13 protein-coding genes are annotated in these 16,946 nt (G+C 72.3%); 5 read left to right on the forward strand and 8 right to left on the reverse strand.

The window, feature by feature from the left end; translation table 11 throughout:
* Positions 1-184: 184 nt before the first annotated feature.
* Positions 185-2,038 carry a VWA domain-containing protein gene (locus ACFYUZ_RS06200; RefSeq protein WP_389306684.1) on the forward strand — a complete coding sequence of 618 codons (1,854 nt, stop codon included), beginning with the start codon at positions 185-187 and terminating at the stop codon, positions 2,036-2,038.
* Here ACFYUZ_RS06200 and ACFYUZ_RS06205 read toward each other — a convergent pair.
* The gene (locus ACFYUZ_RS06205) at positions 2,035-3,135 is read right to left on the reverse strand and encodes a sensor histidine kinase (protein WP_389306686.1); all 1,101 of its coding nucleotides are present in this window, start codon (positions 3,133-3,135) and stop codon (positions 2,035-2,037) included. The genes ACFYUZ_RS06200 and ACFYUZ_RS06205 overlap by 4 nt on opposite strands.
* Complete coding sequence (locus tag ACFYUZ_RS06210; protein ID WP_389306688.1) at positions 3,132-3,842, reverse strand: response regulator transcription factor; 711 nt, start codon at positions 3,840-3,842, stop codon at positions 3,132-3,134. Before ACFYUZ_RS06210 ends, ACFYUZ_RS06205 begins: the two co-directional genes overlap by 4 nt.
* Before the next feature lie 110 nt (positions 3,843-3,952).
* Between ACFYUZ_RS06210 and metG the strand changes: the two genes are divergently transcribed.
* Positions 3,953-5,560, forward strand: a complete 1,608-nt coding sequence (gene metG, locus ACFYUZ_RS06215; RefSeq protein ID WP_389306689.1) for a methionine--tRNA ligase — start codon at positions 3,953-3,955, stop codon at positions 5,558-5,560.
* Between the two features lie 77 nt (positions 5,561-5,637).
* On the opposite strand, the gene ACFYUZ_RS06220 is transcribed toward metG, so the two are convergent.
* From ACFYUZ_RS06220 to aspS, 3 genes are all read right to left on the reverse strand, one after another.
* A complete protein-coding gene (locus ACFYUZ_RS06220) occupies positions 5,638-6,951 on the reverse strand; it encodes a hypothetical protein (RefSeq protein ID WP_389306690.1) in 1,314 nt (437 codons plus the stop codon).
* Positions 6,952-6,960: 9 nt separating this feature from the next.
* Positions 6,961-7,311: a DoxX family protein gene (locus ACFYUZ_RS06225; protein WP_389306691.1), complete on the reverse strand. Its 351-nt coding sequence runs from the start codon at positions 7,309-7,311 to the stop codon at positions 6,961-6,963.
* Positions 7,312-7,768: 457 nt separating this feature from the next.
* Positions 7,769-9,589, reverse strand: coding sequence for an aspartate--tRNA ligase (gene aspS / locus ACFYUZ_RS06230; RefSeq protein ID WP_389306692.1), 1,821 nt, complete (start codon positions 9,587-9,589; stop codon positions 7,769-7,771).
* Positions 9,590-9,760: 171 nt separating this feature from the next.
* Here aspS and ACFYUZ_RS06235 point away from each other — a divergent pair, with 171 nt between their 5' ends.
* A complete protein-coding gene (locus ACFYUZ_RS06235) occupies positions 9,761-11,896 on the forward strand; it encodes a SpoIIE family protein phosphatase (RefSeq protein ID WP_389306694.1) in 2,136 nt (711 codons plus the stop codon).
* A 92-nt stretch (positions 11,897-11,988) separates the two neighbouring features.
* Positions 11,989-12,804, forward strand: a complete 816-nt coding sequence (locus ACFYUZ_RS06240) for an MBL fold metallo-hydrolase (protein WP_389306695.1) — start codon at positions 11,989-11,991, stop codon at positions 12,802-12,804.
* Here the strand turns inward: ACFYUZ_RS06240 and ACFYUZ_RS06245 are convergent.
* A complete protein-coding gene (locus tag ACFYUZ_RS06245; protein WP_389306696.1) occupies positions 12,801-13,874 on the reverse strand; it encodes an AI-2E family transporter in 1,074 nt (357 codons plus the stop codon). The genes ACFYUZ_RS06240 and ACFYUZ_RS06245 overlap by 4 nt on opposite strands.
* A gap of 111 nt (positions 13,875-13,985) precedes the next feature.
* Positions 13,986-14,948, reverse strand: coding sequence for a pirin family protein (locus ACFYUZ_RS06250; protein WP_389306697.1), 963 nt, complete (start codon positions 14,946-14,948; stop codon positions 13,986-13,988).
* Between the two features lie 228 nt (positions 14,949-15,176).
* Between ACFYUZ_RS06250 and gcvH the strand changes: the two genes are divergently transcribed.
* Positions 15,177-15,572 carry a glycine cleavage system protein GcvH gene (gene gcvH / locus ACFYUZ_RS06255; RefSeq protein WP_389306698.1) on the forward strand — a complete coding sequence of 132 codons (396 nt, stop codon included), beginning with the start codon at positions 15,177-15,179 and terminating at the stop codon, positions 15,570-15,572.
* A 103-nt stretch (positions 15,573-15,675) separates the two neighbouring features.
* Here the strand turns inward: gcvH and ACFYUZ_RS06260 are convergent, their stop codons facing one another.
* Positions 15,676-16,176, reverse strand: a complete 501-nt coding sequence (locus ACFYUZ_RS06260; RefSeq protein WP_389306699.1) for an SseB family protein — start codon at positions 16,174-16,176, stop codon at positions 15,676-15,678.
* Between the last annotated feature and the right edge of the window lie 770 nt (positions 16,177-16,946).

Genomic DNA, 16,946 nt, shown 5'->3' on the forward strand with positions numbered 1-16,946 from the left:
CTGCACGGGGACGGCGCCGGAGTGAACGACGCATGAATGCACGGCGACCGGCGGCGACCGGGTCGCCGGAGGCGGGAGGGGCGGCCGCTAACCTTACGTATCCGCCCTGGCCAGGGATGAACGTCCCGAAACGCCCAGTACGGACATTCACACTGCACCCCCACTCATGCGAAAGGGTTCGCCCATGGGTATTCGGAGCATGCTGCGCAAGGTGTTCGGCCGGGACCGCGAGGAGTCCCCGGCAACCTCCGTCCCGCCCCAGACGCGTGAGACCCCGGAGGCCGTGGAGGCCGTGAAGCCCGAGGGGACCGCGGGGGCCGTGGAGACGGCGGAGACCGCGGAGACCGCGGAGACGTCGGGGGCCGTGGAGACCGCGGAGCCTCGGGAGGCCCCGGAGACGGCGGCCCGCCGAGCGGCGGACGACCTGGTGGCGGCGGCCTTCGACAACCCGCAGATCCCGAAGGCGCGGACGGCCGACGCCGGGGAGACCGGCAAGACGACCGCGGCCGCCGCTGCGGCGGAACCGGACGCGGAGGCCTCTGTCTCCGTGGCTCCGGCTGCGGAGCCTGTCGCCGAGGAGCCGGCCGAGGCCGAGGCCCTGGTGGACACGGCGGCGCCGGAGGCCGAAGAGCCGACCGCGGCCGAGACGGCGGAACCGGAGGCGGAGGTGGCTGCCGAGACGGCGGAGCCGGAGGCGGTCGTGGCCGACGAGGCTGCGGAGCCGAAGGCGGAGGTCGACGACGAGCCGCAGGCCGAGGCGGACGCACCGGCGGAGCCGGAGGCGGTCGTCGTCACGGACACCGACGCGGAGACGTCCGAACCTGCCGTCGAGGTGGAAGCCGACGTCGACGACGAGGCGCAGGCCGAGGCCGACGCCACGGCGGAGCCGGAGGCGGTCGTCGTCACGGACGGGCCCACCACCCCGGCCGCGCCGGAGGCCCAGGACGTCGAGGCCCAGGACGTCGAGGTCGCGGCCGATGAGGTCGCGGCCGATGAGGCGGCGGCTGTCGTCGCGGAGGACACGAACCCGGCGGAGCCGGAGGCCGACGAGCCTCGGGCCGAAGCCACCGCGCCGGTGGAGCCGGAGGCGACCGTCGCGGACGAGCCGCAGGCCGGGGCCGACGCCCCGGCCGAGCCGGAGGCGGCCGACGCCACGGACGAGCCGGTCGCCGTCGCGGCGGCCGAGACGGAGGCGCAGGACGCCGAGGTCCAGGACGCCGAGGCGCAGGACGTCGAGGTCCAGGACGCCGAGGCGCAGGACGTCGAGGTCCAGGACGCCGAGGTCCAGGACGCCGAGGTGCAGGACGTCGAGGCCCAGGACGAGCCCGTCGAAGAAGCCCAGGCCACGGACACGGCCACGGACGCCCCCGTCCCCGCCCCCGCCCTCCCCCTCGCCGCCGTCAAGGCCGCCGCCCCGCACCTCGCGGACGCGTACAAGGCCGCCGGGGCGCAGCTCAAGAAGCAGGGGCTCACGGGCGCGCGGACGGCCGTGTACCTCGTGGTGGACCGGTCCGGTTCGATGCGCGGTTACTTCAAGGACGGTTCCGTGCAGCGGCTCGCCGAGCAGGTCACCGCGCTCGCGGCGCACCTCGACGAGGACGCCACGGTGACGACCGTGTTCTTCTCGACGGACATCGACGGCACGGTCGACCTGACCCCCGCCGGCCTCACCCCCACCCGGATCGAGGAGATCAACGGCACCCTCGGCCGCCTGGGCCGTACCAACTACCACCGCGCCGTGGAGGAGGTCCTCGCCCACCACGAGAAGGCGGACCCGGCCCGCCCGGCCCTGGTGGTGTTCCAGACGGACGGCGCCCCGGAGTCGAGGACGGCCGCGACGCAGGCCCTCGCCGAGGCGGCCGAGAAGCCTCTGACCTGGCGGTTCGTGGTCTGGGGCGAGGAGGACAACAAGGCCTTCGACTACCTCCGGAAGCTCGACGGCACCCCCCGCACGGCGACGTACTTCGCGGGCGCGACCCCGGTGGAGACGGCGCACGCGGCGTTCTACCGGGGCCTGCTGGCCGGCCTGGAGCTCTAGGCGGGGACGACGGTGGCGGTGACCGGCAGGGTCACCGTCACCACCAGCCCGCCGCCCTCCGCGGCGGACCGTGCCACGGCCCGTACGGACCCGCCGTGCGCGACGGCGATCGACCGCACGATGGAGAGCCCGAGCCCCGCGCCGGGCCCCGTCCGGTCCCGCCCCTCGCCCCGCCGGAAGGGTTCGAAGAGCCCGTCGACGTCCCCGGTGGGGACGACCGGCCCGGTGTTGACGACGGTGAGGACGCCGTCCTCGGCCCGTACGTCGACCCGGCCGCCCGGCACGTTGTAGGCGACGGCGTTCGCGACGAGGTTCCGTACCAGCTGCGCGAGCAGCACCCGGCTCCCCCGTACGACACCGCCGTCGGCGACCACGCACGCGTCCGGGTGCTCCTCCTCGACGACGTCCCCGAGCCGCACGGCCTCCCGCTCGGCGAGCCCCGCGAGCCCCCGCTCGCTCCGCGCGAGCAGCAGCAGCCCGTCGATGAGGCGCTCGCTGCGCCGGTTGGCGTCGAGGAGGACCTGCCGGACGTCGCAGTCGTCGTCGAGTCCGATCTGGATCGCGGCGCGCTGGGTGGCGAGCGGGGTCCGCAGTTCGTGGGAGGCGTTGGCGATGAACCGGCGCTGGCTGTCGAAGGCGGTCTCCAGGCGTCCGAGCAGCGCGTCGATCGTGTCGCCGAGTTCCTTGAGCTCGTCGTCGGGCCCGCGCACGGCCAGCCGGTCGCCGAGGTTGCGCTCGGAGAGCCGCCGGGCGCGGGCGGTCATCTCGTGGACGGGCCGCAGGACGCGCCCGGCGGTCCACCAGCCGACGACGACGGCGCCGCAGGCCATGACGAGCAGGGCCAGGGACGACCACATGAGCATCTGCTCGCCGGCGGCCCGGCTGACGTCGTCGCCGATCCGGTACGCCTCGGCGAAGGCGGCGTCGCCGTTCGCCCGGGCGACGATCGCGTCGGCGTCGGCGTCCGTACCGGCTCTGACCAGCACGTTCACGAGGAGCAGCAGAACGGCTCCGAGGACGAGGAAGACGCCTCCGTAGACGAGGGCGATGCGGGTACGGATGGTGGACCCGGCGCCGAGGAGCCCGGGGCGGCTCACAGGGCGTACCCCACGCCCTGCACGGTCCTGATGAGGCCCGGCTCGCCCAGCTTGGCCCGCAGCTTGCTCATGCAGACCCGTACGGCCCCGGTGAAGGGGTCGGCGTGGGCGTCCCAGGCGCGTTCGAGGAGCTCCTCGGCGGAGACGACGGCGCCGTCGGCCTCCAGGAGGAGCTGGAGGACGGAGAACTCCTTGGGGGAGAGGTCGAGGTCCCGTCCGTCGCGGACGGCGGTCCGCCGGACGGTGTCCACGAGGAGGCCGTCGCGTGCGAGGAGGGGCGGGAGGGCGGGGCGGGCGGAGCGGCGCCGGAGGGCGCGGACGCGGGAGACGAGCTCGGGGAAGTCGAAGGGCTTGCCGAGGTAGTCGTCGGCGCCGAGGTCGAGGCCGTCGACGCGGTCCTCGACGGCGGAGGAGGCGGTGAGCATGAGGATCCGGGTGGGGGACCCGGCGGCGACGAGCCGCCGGGCCACGTCGTCGCCGTGGACGCGGGGCAGGTCACGGTCGAGGACGAGCACGTCGTACGGCCCGGGACCGTCGTACGCCCCGGCACCGCCGTACGCCCCGGCGGCCCCGTGCGGGGGCAGTCCGAGCGCCTCCAGGGCGGCGTCCCCGGCGTGGACGGTGTCGACGGCGAAGCCCGCCCGCCGGAGGCCGGTGGCGAGGAGCGCGGCGAGGTCGGGCTCGTCCTCGGCTACGAGTACACGCATGCCGCCCATCCTCCCCCGGGTCCTCCCGGGTCCTCCCCCGGTCCTCCCCCGGTCCTCCCCCGGGCTTATCGATGTGAGTGGATCTTCGTACGACGGTTAGGATTTCGACCATGGCGGCCACTGGATCCGAGAAGCAGGGGGCGAAGGCGTACTACGTCACGACCCCCATCTACTACGTCAACGACGCTCCTCACCTGGGCCACGCCTACACGACCGTCGCAGGCGACGTGCTCACGCGCTGGCACCGTCAGCGCGGCGAGAAGGTGTGGTACCTCACCGGCACGGACGAGCACGGTCAGAAGATCATGCGCACGGCCGAGGCGCACAACGTCACGCCCCAGGCCTGGTGCGACAAGCTCGTCGAGGAGGCGTGGAAGCCCCTCTGGGAGCACCTGAACATCGCGAACGACGACTTCATCCGCACCACGCAGAAGCGTCACACGGACCGCGTCCAGGAGTTCGTGCAGGACCTGTACGACAAGGACGAGATCTACAAGGGCGGCTACGAGGGCCCGTACTGCGTGGGCTGTGAGGAGTACAAGCTCCCCGGCGATCTCATCGAGGCGGAGGACGGCACCAAGCTGTGCCCGATCCACAAGAAGCCGGTGGAGATCCTCAAGGAGGAGAACTACTTCTTCAAGCTGAGCGAGTACGGCCCGAAGCTCCTGGAGTTCTACGAGGCGAACCCGGGCTTCATCCAGCCGGAGTCGGCCCGCAACGAGGTCGTGAACTTCGTCAAGCAGGGCCTTCAGGACCTCTCGATCTCGCGCTCGACGTTCGACTGGGGCATCCCGATCCCGTGGGACGAGAAGCACGTCATCTACGTGTGGGTCGACGCGCTCCTGAACTACGCCACGGCCGTCGGCTACAACGAGAACCCGGCGAAGTTCGAGGAGACGTTCCCGGCGGACGTGCACCTGGTCGGCAAGGACATCCTGCGGTTCCACGCGGTGATCTGGCCGGCGATGCTGATGGCGCAGGGCCTGCCGGTCCCGGGCCGGGTCGCGGCCAACGGCTGGCTGATGGTCGGCGGCGAGAAGATGTCGAAGTCGAACCTGACGGGCATCAAGCCGCAGGACCTGACCTCGCACTTCGGCGTGGACGCGTACCGCTGGTACTTCCTTCGGGCGATCGCCTTCGGCAGCGACGGCTCGTTCTCGTGGGAGGACTTCACCGCCCGCTACACGAGCGAGCTGGCGAACGACTACGGCAACCTCGCCTCGCGCGTGGCGGCGATGGTCGGCAAGTACTTCGGCGGCGAGCTGCCGGCCTCGACGGCCGACGGCGACGCGGAGAAGGCGATCCACGAGGGCCTGTCCAAGGCCGTCGCGACGGCCGACGCGAAGATCGGCGAGGAGCTGGACTTCCAGGCCGGCATCCTGGCGATCTTCGACTTCGTGAAGCAGGTCAACGGCTACATCACGGAGCAGGAGCCGTGGAAGGTGGCCAAGGACGAGTCGGAGGAGGGCCGGGCCCGCCTGGCGACGATCCTCTACACGGCCGCGGAGTCCCTGCGCGCCGTCGCCGTCCTCCTCAACCCGATCATGCCGGAGACCTCGCAGGCCCTCTGGGAGTCGCTGGGCGCCGAGGCGTCCCTGGGCACCCTGACCGACCAGCCGGTCCAGTCGTCGGGCACGTGGGGGCAGCTCCCGGCCGGTGCGACGGTGACGAAGGGCGCGGTGCTGTTCCCGCGCCTGGAGGACCCGAAGAAGGACTGACGCCGGTCCCGTACGCGTCGCGTACGGGTCGGGACGGAGGCCGCCACCCGCACCGGGTGGCGGCCTCCGCCGTTCCGCTAGTTGTACGGCGGGTTCAGGGTGAAGACGACCCGCTTGCCGGGGCCGGAGTAGTTCGCCCGCTCGTTGACGCCCCAGAGGCGGTGGACCGCCGGGGACCAGGAGAGGTTCTGGGTGAGCGGCGGCGCCTCGGTGAGGACGTGCGGCGCCTCGCCCGGCTTCGCGCGGTGGATGCAGTACGGGACGTCGGAGTCGGTGGAGCCGGCGTACGCCGGGCACTCGCCGCTGAAGTAGTAGTACGTGCCGTCGGTCGCGGCGCCCTGCACCTTCCAGACGGGGACGCTGTAGGCGGCGTTCGCGGTGACCGCGCCGGTGTAGTTGGTGGCGCCGTCCGTGTCGAGGAGCGCGTCCGTGGCGTTCAGGGGCCAGCGGATGACGGGGGCGCCGCCGTTCGCCGCGAACTGGGCGGTGACGAGGCTGTCGGTGCCGGTGCGGTCCAGGCTCAGCGAGTTCAGACACGGCTCGGTGGCCGTGCAGGCCGCGCCGTAGGCCGCGTTGGAGTAGATGCCGATCATCGGCAGGACCCAGTCGTGGTCCTCGGAGTAGGCGGTGCCGTCGACGATGCCGACGGTGCCCTGCGCGCCGCGGGTGGTCTTCCACAGGTGGCGCAGGTCGTAGACCTGGATCTGGTGGCCGGTGGCGACGAACAGCTTGTTGCCGTACCAGGAGACGCCGTCGGCGTGGCCGCCGGGCCGGGGGCTGTAGCCGCTGGCGGTGCCGACGGCCCGGTAGTTGGCGGTGTCACCGGTGCCGTACGGGTCCACGAGCAGGATCCGGTGGTAGACCGGCGGGACGCTCGGGCTGCTGTTGTTGACGACCGTGATGCGGGCCCGGCTGTCGTCGCCGTTGTGCCAGGAGGCGATGTAGAGGTACTTGCCGTTCCAGGTGCCGGTGGGCTGCGCGTCGTGGGAGCCGGTGAAGCCCTGCGGCGTCCACGTGCTGGAGATGTCGTCTGCCTGGTTCCAGCAGAAGCCGCCGATGCTGTAGGCGGTGTTCAGGTTGCTCTGGTGGCAGAGCCCGGCGACGCCGGTGACGCCGGTGACCCCGTTGGCCGGGTCGAAGAGCGGGGCGAGCGCCGGCTGGCCGGTGTAGCTGGTGACCCGGCCGGAGGCCTCCAGGGCGTCGATGGCGGCCCAGCGGCTGGTGAAGTCACCGGCGGTGAGCTTGAGGCCCGCGGTGGGGAGGGGGGCCACCGGGGTGGCGGCGGCGGCCTGCGGGGCGGCTGTCAGGGTGAGGCCGAGGAGGCCGAGCGCCGACACCATCGCGGCGGCGGCGCGCGAGCGCCATCGGCTGTTCGTACGGGAATTCGTCACCGGGGGAGGTTACGCGAGCGCGAGGACGGCGACGGCGGGGGCCATGTAGATCAGCGGGAAGGCCACGTGCCCGTACGCCCCGGCCCGGATCACGGTGATCACCGCCCCCGCGAAGTACAGGACGAGCCCGATCGCGGCGAGGGTCCCGATGACGGGGACGTAGAACCCGACGACGAGCCCGACGGCCCCGGCGACCTTGGCGGCCCCGAGCAGGTTCCAGATCGAGCGCGGCACCCCGTACTCGGCGAGCGGCCCGACGACGAACGGGGCCTTGGCGAAGACCGACACCCCGGAGAATCCGGCCATGAACGCGGCGACGGCGGTGACGACGACGGCGGTGGTGGACATCTCGGCGAACATCTCGGCTCCTCAGGTCTTTCCCGTATCCGTCTCGAACGAGCCGGACACCGCACTGACGGAGGCGGGACGGGGTGTGTGACAGCCCCGGGGAGTTTCCTTCCGGCGGCCCGGGAGCCCCGGACGGGACGGTGAGTTCTGCGTGCCGGCGCCGGGGCCAGGCGGTCACGGGACGGGGACGACACGGCACTGCCGCCTCAACGTGCCTTCAGCATGGCGGGGTTGGCATCCACATCAGGGACGGACACGTCCACGCGGACCACACCCGGGGCGGAAACCGTCGACGCAGCGGCCGCGGCACGACGGCGGTTTGCGCGGTTGCTCGGTGAATTGAGGATTCCGTGGCCGGCCCCTCGGATCTCTTTCGGGATCTCGAGGAACGGCCCGCATTCCAGTGGGACGCGAAGGGCCCGGAATCCATGAGGATTCCGGGCCCTTCGTCAGGCGTCAGCTCTCAGGCTCACCGCGCCGCGTCCGGGTGGACCGACTCCGTCACCGGGCGGTCCTCCGTGACGGCCTTCTTCTCGACCGGCTTGCGGAGCTGGATGTTCAGCTCGCGCAGGCGGGACTCGTCGAGTTCCGTCGGGGCGCCCATCAGGAGGTCCTGGCCGTTGCCGTTGAGCGGGAAGGCGATGATCTCGCGGATGTTGGGCTCGTCGGCGAGGAGCATCACGATGCGGTCGACGCCCGGGGCGATGCCGCCGTGCGGCGGGGCGCCGTACTCGAAGGCGCGGAGCATGCCCGCGAACTCGTGCTCGACCGTCTCGCGGGAGTAGCCCGCGATCTCGAAGGCCTTGAACATGATCTCGGGCTCGTGGTTCCGGATGGCGCCGGAGGAGAGCTCGATGCCGTTGCAGACGATGTCGTACTGCCAGCCGAGGACGTCCAGCGGGTCCTGGGTCTCCAGGGCCTCCAGGCCGCCCTGCGGCATGGAGAACGGGTTGTGCGAGAAGTCGATCTTGCCGGTCTCCTCGTCCCGCTCGTACATCGGGAAGTCGACGATCCACGCGAAGCGGAAGACGTTCTCCTCGAACTGGCCGGCGCGCTTGGCGGCCTCGACCCGGACCGGGCCCATGATCTTGGAGACCTCGTCGAACTCGCCCGCGCCGAAGAAGATCGCGTGGCCCGGGACGAGGCCGAGGCGCTCGGTGAGGACCTTGACGTTCTCCTCGGTGAGGAACTTGGCGATCGGGCCGGTCAGGGCGTTGCCCTCGCCGACGCGGACCCAGGCCAGGCCCTTCGCGCCCAGGGAGACCGCGAAGTCGCCGAGGGAGTCGAAGAACTTGCGCGGCTGGTCGCCGGTGTTCGGGACGGCCAGGGCACGGACGTGCTTGCCGGCGAAGGCCTTGAACTCGGAGTTCTCGAAGACGTCGGTGAGGTCGACGAGTTCGAGGTCGGTGCGCAGGTCGGGCTTGTCGTTGCCGTACTTGAGCATCGACTCGCGGAACGGGATCCGCGGGAACGGCGAGGTGACGTGGCGGCCGCCGCCGAACTCCTCGAAGAGCTCCGTCATGAGCTTCTCGATCGGCTGGAAGACGTCCTCCTGCTCGACGAAGCTCATCTCGACGTCGAGCTGGTAGAACTCGCCGGGCGAGCGGTCGGCGCGGGCGTCCTCGTCGCGGAAGCAGGGCGCGATCTGGAAGTACCGGTCGAAGCCGGAGATCATCAGCAGCTGCTTGAACTGCTGCGGCGCCTGCGGCAGCGCGTAGAACTTGCCCGGGTTCAGGCGGGAGGGGACGACGAAGTCGCGGGCGCCCTCGGGGGAGGTCGCGGCGAGGATCGGGGTCGCCATCTCGTTGAAGCCGAGGGCCACCATCTTGGAGCGGATGGAGGCGATGACGGCGGAGCGCAGCATGATGTTGCGGTGCATGCGCTCGCGGCGCAGGTCGAGGAAGCGGTACTCCAGGCGCCGCTCCTCGTTGACACCGTCGTCGGTGTTGATGGTGAAGGGGACCTGCTTGGCGGCGCCCAGGACCTCGACCTCGGCGGCCTCGATCTCGATCTCGCCGGTCGGCAGCTCGGGGTTGACGTTCTCCGCGCCGCGGGAGACGACCTTGCCGTCCACGCGGACGACCGTCTCCTTGGTGAGCTTGTCGAGAACCTCGGCGGCGGGCGTGCCGGGCCGGGCGACGAGCTGCGTGATGCCGTAGTGGTCGCGCAGATCGATGAAGAGGATGCCGCCCAGGTCGCGCCGATTGTGCAGCCAGCCGCTCAGCCGGACGTCGGTGCCGACGTCAGAGGCGCGGAGCTCGCCGCAGGTGTGGGACCTGTACCGATGCATCGTCGTTCATCCAGTCTTCGGGATCTTGGGGTGGGTCGCCGCCGGCCGTGACCGCTGTCACAGATGTCACAGGACACGAGGGCAGACCCACCCAGGGTACCGGCCGGGCCAAGATCGCATCTCGAATACCCTCGGTGGCGACCCGCTGTCCGATATTCATAAAGTGGGGCAATGCGCACCGAGGACGTCCTGGCCGCGATCGCGACCGGCCTGTGGCGCTGGGACAACGCGTCCGGGATCGTCTCGCTCGACGCCGAGGCCGCCCGGCTGCTCGGGCTGCCCGCCGAGCCCGTGCGGCTCACCGAGGCGGCCGTACGGTCCCGTTTTCATCCGGTCGACTGGAACGAGATCGACGGGGTGGTCAACCTCGCCGTCGCCGAGGGCACCCTCGCCGAGGCCCGGCTGCGTGTCATGGACGGGCACGGGCGGGTGATCCGTACCGTACGGAGCAGGTCGAAGCCTCTCATCGAGGGGAACGACTACCAGCTGGTCGGCACCCTCCAGGAGGTCGCCGAGCAGCTGCCGGACGCCGCCGCCCGCACCCCCGTCACCGGTGACTGGCGCCGCTCCCGCGAGGCCTTCCTCCTCGACGCCGGGCGGGCGCTCGCCGAGGCGCGGTCGACGGCCGAGGTGCTGCGGGTGGCGGCCTCGCTGTCGATGCCCGGCTTCTCGCCGGACGGGCTCGCCGTCTTCGGCGTGGCGGGCGAGCGGCTGACGGTCATCGGCCACCACGGACACAGCGAGGGCGACGAGGGGCCGTTCTCCTCGATGTCGCTGGACACGGACTACCCGGCGGCCGAGGTCGCGCGGACCGGGCGGGCGATCTACCTGCCGACCCCGGAGGAGTACCTGCGCCGCTTCCCCACGACCTGGCCGCTCGCGCGGCGCTTCGGGCGCCGCTCCTGGGCCTTCGTGCCGCTCGTCGTCGCCGGGCGCACGATGGGCGCCTGGATGGCGGCCTTCAAGCACCCGGTGGCGTTCACGCCCGACGAGCGTTCCGTGCTGACGACCGTCGCGCGGATGCTCGCGCAGGCCCTCGCACGCGCGGGCGTGGCCGAGTCCGAGCGCGAGCTGTCGCTCGGCCTCCAGCGGACGATGATGCCGGTCCTCGGGCCGGGCATCCCCGGCATCCAGGTCGCCGCGCGGTACGTGCCGACCGGCGGCGGCCTCCAGGTCGGCGGCGACTGGTACGACATGATCCGGCTGCCCGGCGGCTCCTCCCGCACCGGCGGGCACGGTCCGGGCCGGATCGCCCTCGTCATCGGTGACGTGCAGGGCCACGACGTGCGGGCCGCCGGCCTCATGGGGCAGCTGCGGATCGCCCTGCGCGCGTACGCCTCCGAGGGCCACCGGCCCGACGCGGTCCTCTCGCGCGCCTCCCGCTTCCTCTACGGCGTCACGGACGGCGACGGGGACGGCGGCCCGCGCTTCGCGACCTGCCTCTACCTGGAGGTCGACCTGGAGACGGGGACGGTCGACATCGCGCGCGCGGGACATCCGGACCCGGCGGTGCGGATGAACGACGGAACGGTCCTCCTCAGGCCCACGGCCGGCGGGCTGCCCCTCGGCATCGACCCCGACACCGACTACCCCACCACCCGGCTCACCCTGGACCCCGGCGAGACCCTCATGATCTGCACCGACGGCCTGCTGGAGACCGGCGGACACGACCTGGACAGCGGCTGGGAGCGCGTACGGGAGCTCCTGGAGTCCCACGACGGCGACGACCTGGAGCGGCTCGCCGACGCCCTCGTGGAGGCCGTCCACGGCCCCGGCTCGCACCACACGACGGGCCCGCTCGCCGACCGCCGCGAGGACGACATCGCCGTCCTGCTGCTCTCCCGCCGGCCCGGCGGCGGCGTCCCGGAGGCCCCGCGCCGCACCCTGATGACGATCGCCCAGGCGGAGCCGGAACGGATCGCCGAGGCGCGCGAGCAGGTCCGGCAGCTGCTGCACGACTGGTCGGACCAGGACCAGCTCGACGCGGCGGTCCTGATGGTCTCCGAGATGGTCACGAACGTCCTCGTCCACACCGACGGCGACGCGCTCCTGGTCGCGGAGGTCGCCTGCGGCGAGAAGACGCGGCGACTGCGCGTGGAGGTCTCCGACGGCAGCGACGAGCTGCCGCACAAGCGGCACCCGGGGGAGATGGCGTCGAGCGGGCGCGGCCTGGTCCTGATGGAGATGCTGGCCGACGCGTGGGGCGTCGACCCGCGGGGCGAGGGCAAGGCGATCTGGTTCGAACTGAACGAACCGGAGTCGGAGGACGCCCGCGCACAGCCTCCGCAGGACGACCGGCGCCCGTAGCCGGGCCGACGGCGCCCCCGCCCCCGCGCGCGCTCCCTCCCCCCGGCGCAGACTGGTGTCGTACGGCCGCCGGGGGGACCACGGAGCGCGTCATGGACACCCACAAGGTCGGCAGCGACACCACGGTGATCGCCGACAGTCTCGAGATCCCGGGCGTCGGGCACATCCCCGCCAACGCCTACGTCCTCACCGCCGCGGAGCCCGTGGTCGTCGACACCGGGCTCTCGGTCGGCGACCGCGACTTCGTCGCCGCGCTCAGCGGGGTCATGGACCCGTCCGACGTCCGCTGGATCTGGCTGACCCACCCCGACCGGGACCACACCGGAGGGATCTTCGACCTCCTCGACGCGGCCCCGCACGCGCGCGTGATCACCACCTTCCTCGGCTCCGGCATCATGTCGACCGAGCGGGCGCTGCCCATGGACCGGGTGTACTTCCTCAATCCGGGCCAGTCCCTCGACGTCGGCGACCGGACGCTGCACGCCTTCCGGCCGCCGCTCTTCGACAACCCGGCCACCGTCGGCTTCTACGACGACCGGACGCGGATCTGCTTCAGCTCGGACTGCTTCGGCGGTCCGATGCCGAGCGCCGAGCTCGCCGAGAGCGGGCACGCGAGCGACCTGAAGCCGGAGGAGCTGCGGGAGGCGCAGGTGCTGTGGGCGACGATCGACAGCCCGTGGGTGCACCTGGTGGACGCGGAGAAGTACCGGGCCTCGCTCGCGCCGCTGGCCGAGATGAACCCGGAGATCGTGCTGTGCACGCACCTGCCGCCGGCCGTGCGGATGACGGACCGGATGCTGGGCACGCTCGCGTCGGTCCCGGACTCGGACCCGTTCGTGGGCCCGGACCAGGCGGCCCTGGAGCGGCTGCTGGCCTCGTTCGAGCCGGGCGGCCTGACCCCGGCCTAGCCCTCCGCGGCAGGTGTTCCGTACCGCGTCCGCAGCACCCCCAGGACCCCCGTCCCGGCGGCCGTCAGCGGGACGGCGAGCAGCATGCCCAGGACGCCCGCGACGGACGCGCCGGCCGTGATCGCCAGCATGACCACGGCCGGGTGCATCTGCACGGTCCTGCTCTGGACGAGGGGCTGGAGGAGGTGGCCCTCGATGACCTGGACGGCCAGGACGACGCCGAGCACCCACAGCGCGATGACGAAGCCGCGGTCGGCGAGGGCGACGAGGACGGCGATCGCGCCGGAGAGGAAGGCCCCGAGGTACGGGATGTAGGCGGTGACGAAGACGAGCGCGGCGAGCCCCACGGCGCCGGGCACGTCGAGGACGACCAGGCCGATGCCGATGAGGACGGCGTCGACGAGGGCGATGAAGGTGGTGCCGCGCATGAAGCCCTCGACGGCCTCGAAGGCGCGGCGCGCCATGGCCTCGACGAGGTCGCCGGTGCCGCGGGGGGCGAGCGAGCGCAGGGCGCCGGCGGCCCGGTCGGAGTCCTTGAGGAAGAAGAAGATGAGGAAGAGGGCGAGGACGCCGGTGGCGAGCGCCTGGCCGACGACGCTGAGGCCGCTGATGACGCCGGAGGCGGCGGTGCCGCCGAACTCCTTGAGGAGCTTCTCGGCGTTCCCGGCGAGGTCGTCGAGGGAGGTGCCGGCGGCGCCGAGGTGGCCGGCGATGTCGGAGGCGGCCTGCCGGAGCGAGGCGATGATCTGGTCGCCGGTCTCGACGAGGGCGGCGACGACGATGTACGTGGCGCCGCCGACGACCACGAGGACGGCGACGACGGTGAGCAGGGCGGCGAGGCCCCTGCGCACCTTCATCCGCAGCAGGCGCCGGTGGAGCGGGCCGAGGAGGGCGGCGCCGAGGATCGCGAGGAGGACGGGGGTGACGGCCGTCTTGAAGACGACGCAGAGCCAGACGAAGACGGCGGCGACCCCGGCGGCGAGCAGCAGGACGACGCACCAGGCGGCGAACCGGCGGGCGGATGCGGGGAGCAGGGGCTCGGGAGGGAGGGGCGCTGGGCTCGGCTGCACCCGACCACCGGACCACGTCCGTGGGCGTGTCGTCGTGTGCTGACGGGCCGTCCGGGTGACGGCCCGTCAGTGATTCCGGTCTACCGCTCGTCCGGTGTCACCGGTCGCCGCTCATTCGCCCATTCCGTGGACCGCCGGGATCGTGCCGAGGCGGCCGGCCTGGAAGTCCTCGAAGGCCTGGCGCAGTTCGGCCTGGGTGTTCATGACGAACGGGCCGTAGTGGGCCATGGGCTCGCGGATCGGCTGCCCGCCGAGGAGGACGACCTCCAGGTCCGGGGTGTTGCCGTCCTGCTTCTCGTCGGCGCGGACGGTGAGCGAGCCGCCCTTGCCGAAGACGGCGGTCTGTCCGGTGTGGACGGGGCGCCGGTCGGTGCCGACGGTGCCGCGGCCGGCGAGCACGTACGCGAGGCCGTTGAAGTCCTCGCGCCAGGGCAGGCTGATCTCGGCGCCGGGGCGCAGGGTGGCGTGGATCATCGTGATCGGGGTGTGGGTGATGCCGGGGCCCTCGTGGCCGTCGAGCTCGCCGGCGATGACGCGGAGCAGCGCGCCGCCGTCGGGGGTGGTGAGCAGCTGGACCTGGCCGCCGCGGATGTCCTGGTAGCGGGGGGCCATCATCTTGTCGGAGGCGGGGAGGTTCACCCACAGCTGGAGGCCGTGGAAGAGGCCGCCGCTGACGACGAGGGACTCCGGCGGGGCCTCGATGTGGAGGAGGCCGGAGCCGGCGGTCATCCACTGGGTGTCGCCGTTGGTGATGGTGCCGCCGCCGCCGTTGGAGTCCTGGTGGTCGAAGGTCCCGTCGATGATGTAGGTGACGGTCTCGAAGCCGCGGTGGGGATGCCAGGGCGTGCCCTTGGGCTCTCCGGGCGCGTACTCCACCTCACCCATCTGGTCCATCATGATGAACGGGTCGAGGTACTGGTAGTTGATCCCGGCGAACGCACGGCGCACCGGGAAGCCCTCGCCCTCGAAGCCCGAGGGGGCCGTGGTGACGGCGAGCACGGGGCGGGAGACGGCGTCGGCGGGGGCGGCGACGCGCGGCAGGGTGAGCGGGTTCTCGACAGTCACAGCGGGCATGACCGGACCTCCTAGGTGCGACCTTGTACGACCACTTTAGTTGAACACTGAACTTCTTGCCACCCGGAACGCGGATCCGCTCCGCGGCATTCCCGGGCACCCCGTCCGGACGGCCGAAAGCCGCCCGCCCGTCCGAGTGAGCCACGCCTCCGCGCCCCCGGCCACTCGGGCACGCTGTCTCCGCCGGGCGGACCTCCCGGCACCCCGACGGCCCCTGAAGGAGCCCGCATGCAGCAGTACCCGGAGCACCTGAAGTACTCGAAGGACCACGAGTGGGTGGAGGTGACGCGCGACAGGCGCGTGCGCGTGGGCGTCACCGACTTCGCACAGAGGCAGCTCGGCGACATCGTCTTCGTGGACGTCACGGCGGTGGGCCGCGACGTGGAGGCGGGGGAGGCGTTCGGCACCCTGGAATCGGTCAAGTCGGTGAGCGAGCTGTACGCGCCCGTCTCCGGCCGGGTGACGGCCAAGAACGCCGACCTCGACGACGAGCCCGATCTGATCAACACCGAACCGTACGGCGAGGGCTGGATCATCGAGATCGAGATGTCCGGCACCGGCGCGCCGGCCGGACTGCTCGACGCCGCGCAGTACGAGGCCCACGTCGCGGCGCAGGCGGACTAGGGCCCACGAGGAACGGGCGGGCCCGGCACCCCTTCGGGGATCGCCGGGCCCGCCCGTACACGTCCGCGCGGCCGCGCGGCCGCGCCTCCGTCAGCCGTACGCCTCAGCCGTACATCCGCCGCATCGCGAAGTCGACCATCTGCTCCACGGCCTTCGCGTCGAAGACCATGCGGTGGTCGCCCTCCATGTCCAGGACGAAGCCGTAGCCGGTCGGCAGCAGGTCGATCACCTCGGCCCCGGTGATCACGAAGTACTTCGACTCCTTGCCCGCGTACCGCCGCAGCTCCTTCAGCGAGGTGAACATCGGGATGACCGGCTGCTGGGTGTTGTGCAGGGCCAGGAAGCCGGGGTTGTCGCCGCGCGGGCAGTAGACCTTGGAGGTCGCGAAGATCTGCTGGAAGTCCTCGGCGGCCAGGGTGCCGGTCGTGAAGGCGCGCACGGCGTCCGCGAGGGAGGGCGGCGAGGGCTCCGGGTAGAGCGGGGGCTGCTGCTGGGCGTACCCACCGGGGACACCGCCCTGCATACCGCCCTGCGGCGGGTACTGCCCCTGCTGGGGAGGCGCGTACTGCTGCTGGGCACCCGGGTTCTGCTCGTAGCCGTACATGGGGGCAAGACTATCGAGCGGCGGGGCCCTGGGCGGGCGCACGGGTGCCTCTCGCCCCCTCTTCGCGCCGCGTCCGCCCTCTCGCCGGGTTCGCGGAAGCGATTCGGCCACCACGGGGGTGACGGACGGCGCTCGACGCCGGATGGCAGGAGATCATCGGCGGACCGCCCGCCACCACGAGTCTCGCGGGGCCCGCCGCCCCGGACGGCGGTGGCGGTGGCGGCGGAGCCGGCCGCAAGGCCGACGTGGGCCCCTGGCACAGCGCCGGGAACACCGCGGGCGAGCCGAGGACCTCCACCTCAAGTCGCCCGAGGGGAACGCCGCCTGGTGGAACGGGCTGAGCCAGGAGCAGCGTGACGAGTGCGCGACGCCCTCCCCGGCCTCCGTCGGCGCCCTCGACGGCCTGCCGTCCTCGGTCCGCGACGACGCCCACCGCATGGTGTTCGCGGAGACCGGGGCGCGGATCCGGACGGATCCGGCCAGGCCCGCCCCGAAGCGGAAGAACCTGATCGCCGTCACCGTCGTCTCGGGCCGCTTCCGGGCCCCGGAGGGCACCGACCTGACGAATCCGTACGGAGCGCGCTCGGGGGACGTACGGACCGCACGTCCCCCGAGAGGGGCCCGGGGCGTGTGCCCCGGGCCCTTTTCGTGCGGCTCGCGTCACAGATGGCCGGATAGGGGTTGCCCTTATTACCGGTGGGTAGCATCATCGTAGAGAAGTGTTGGCTACTCGTCGGTAGTACGGGCGCCGGCACACGCGCGTACCAGGA

It is taken from the genome of Streptomyces sp. NPDC004266, from assembly GCF_042874095.1.
Taxonomy (GTDB): Bacteria; Actinomycetota; Actinomycetes; order Streptomycetales; family Streptomycetaceae; genus Streptomyces.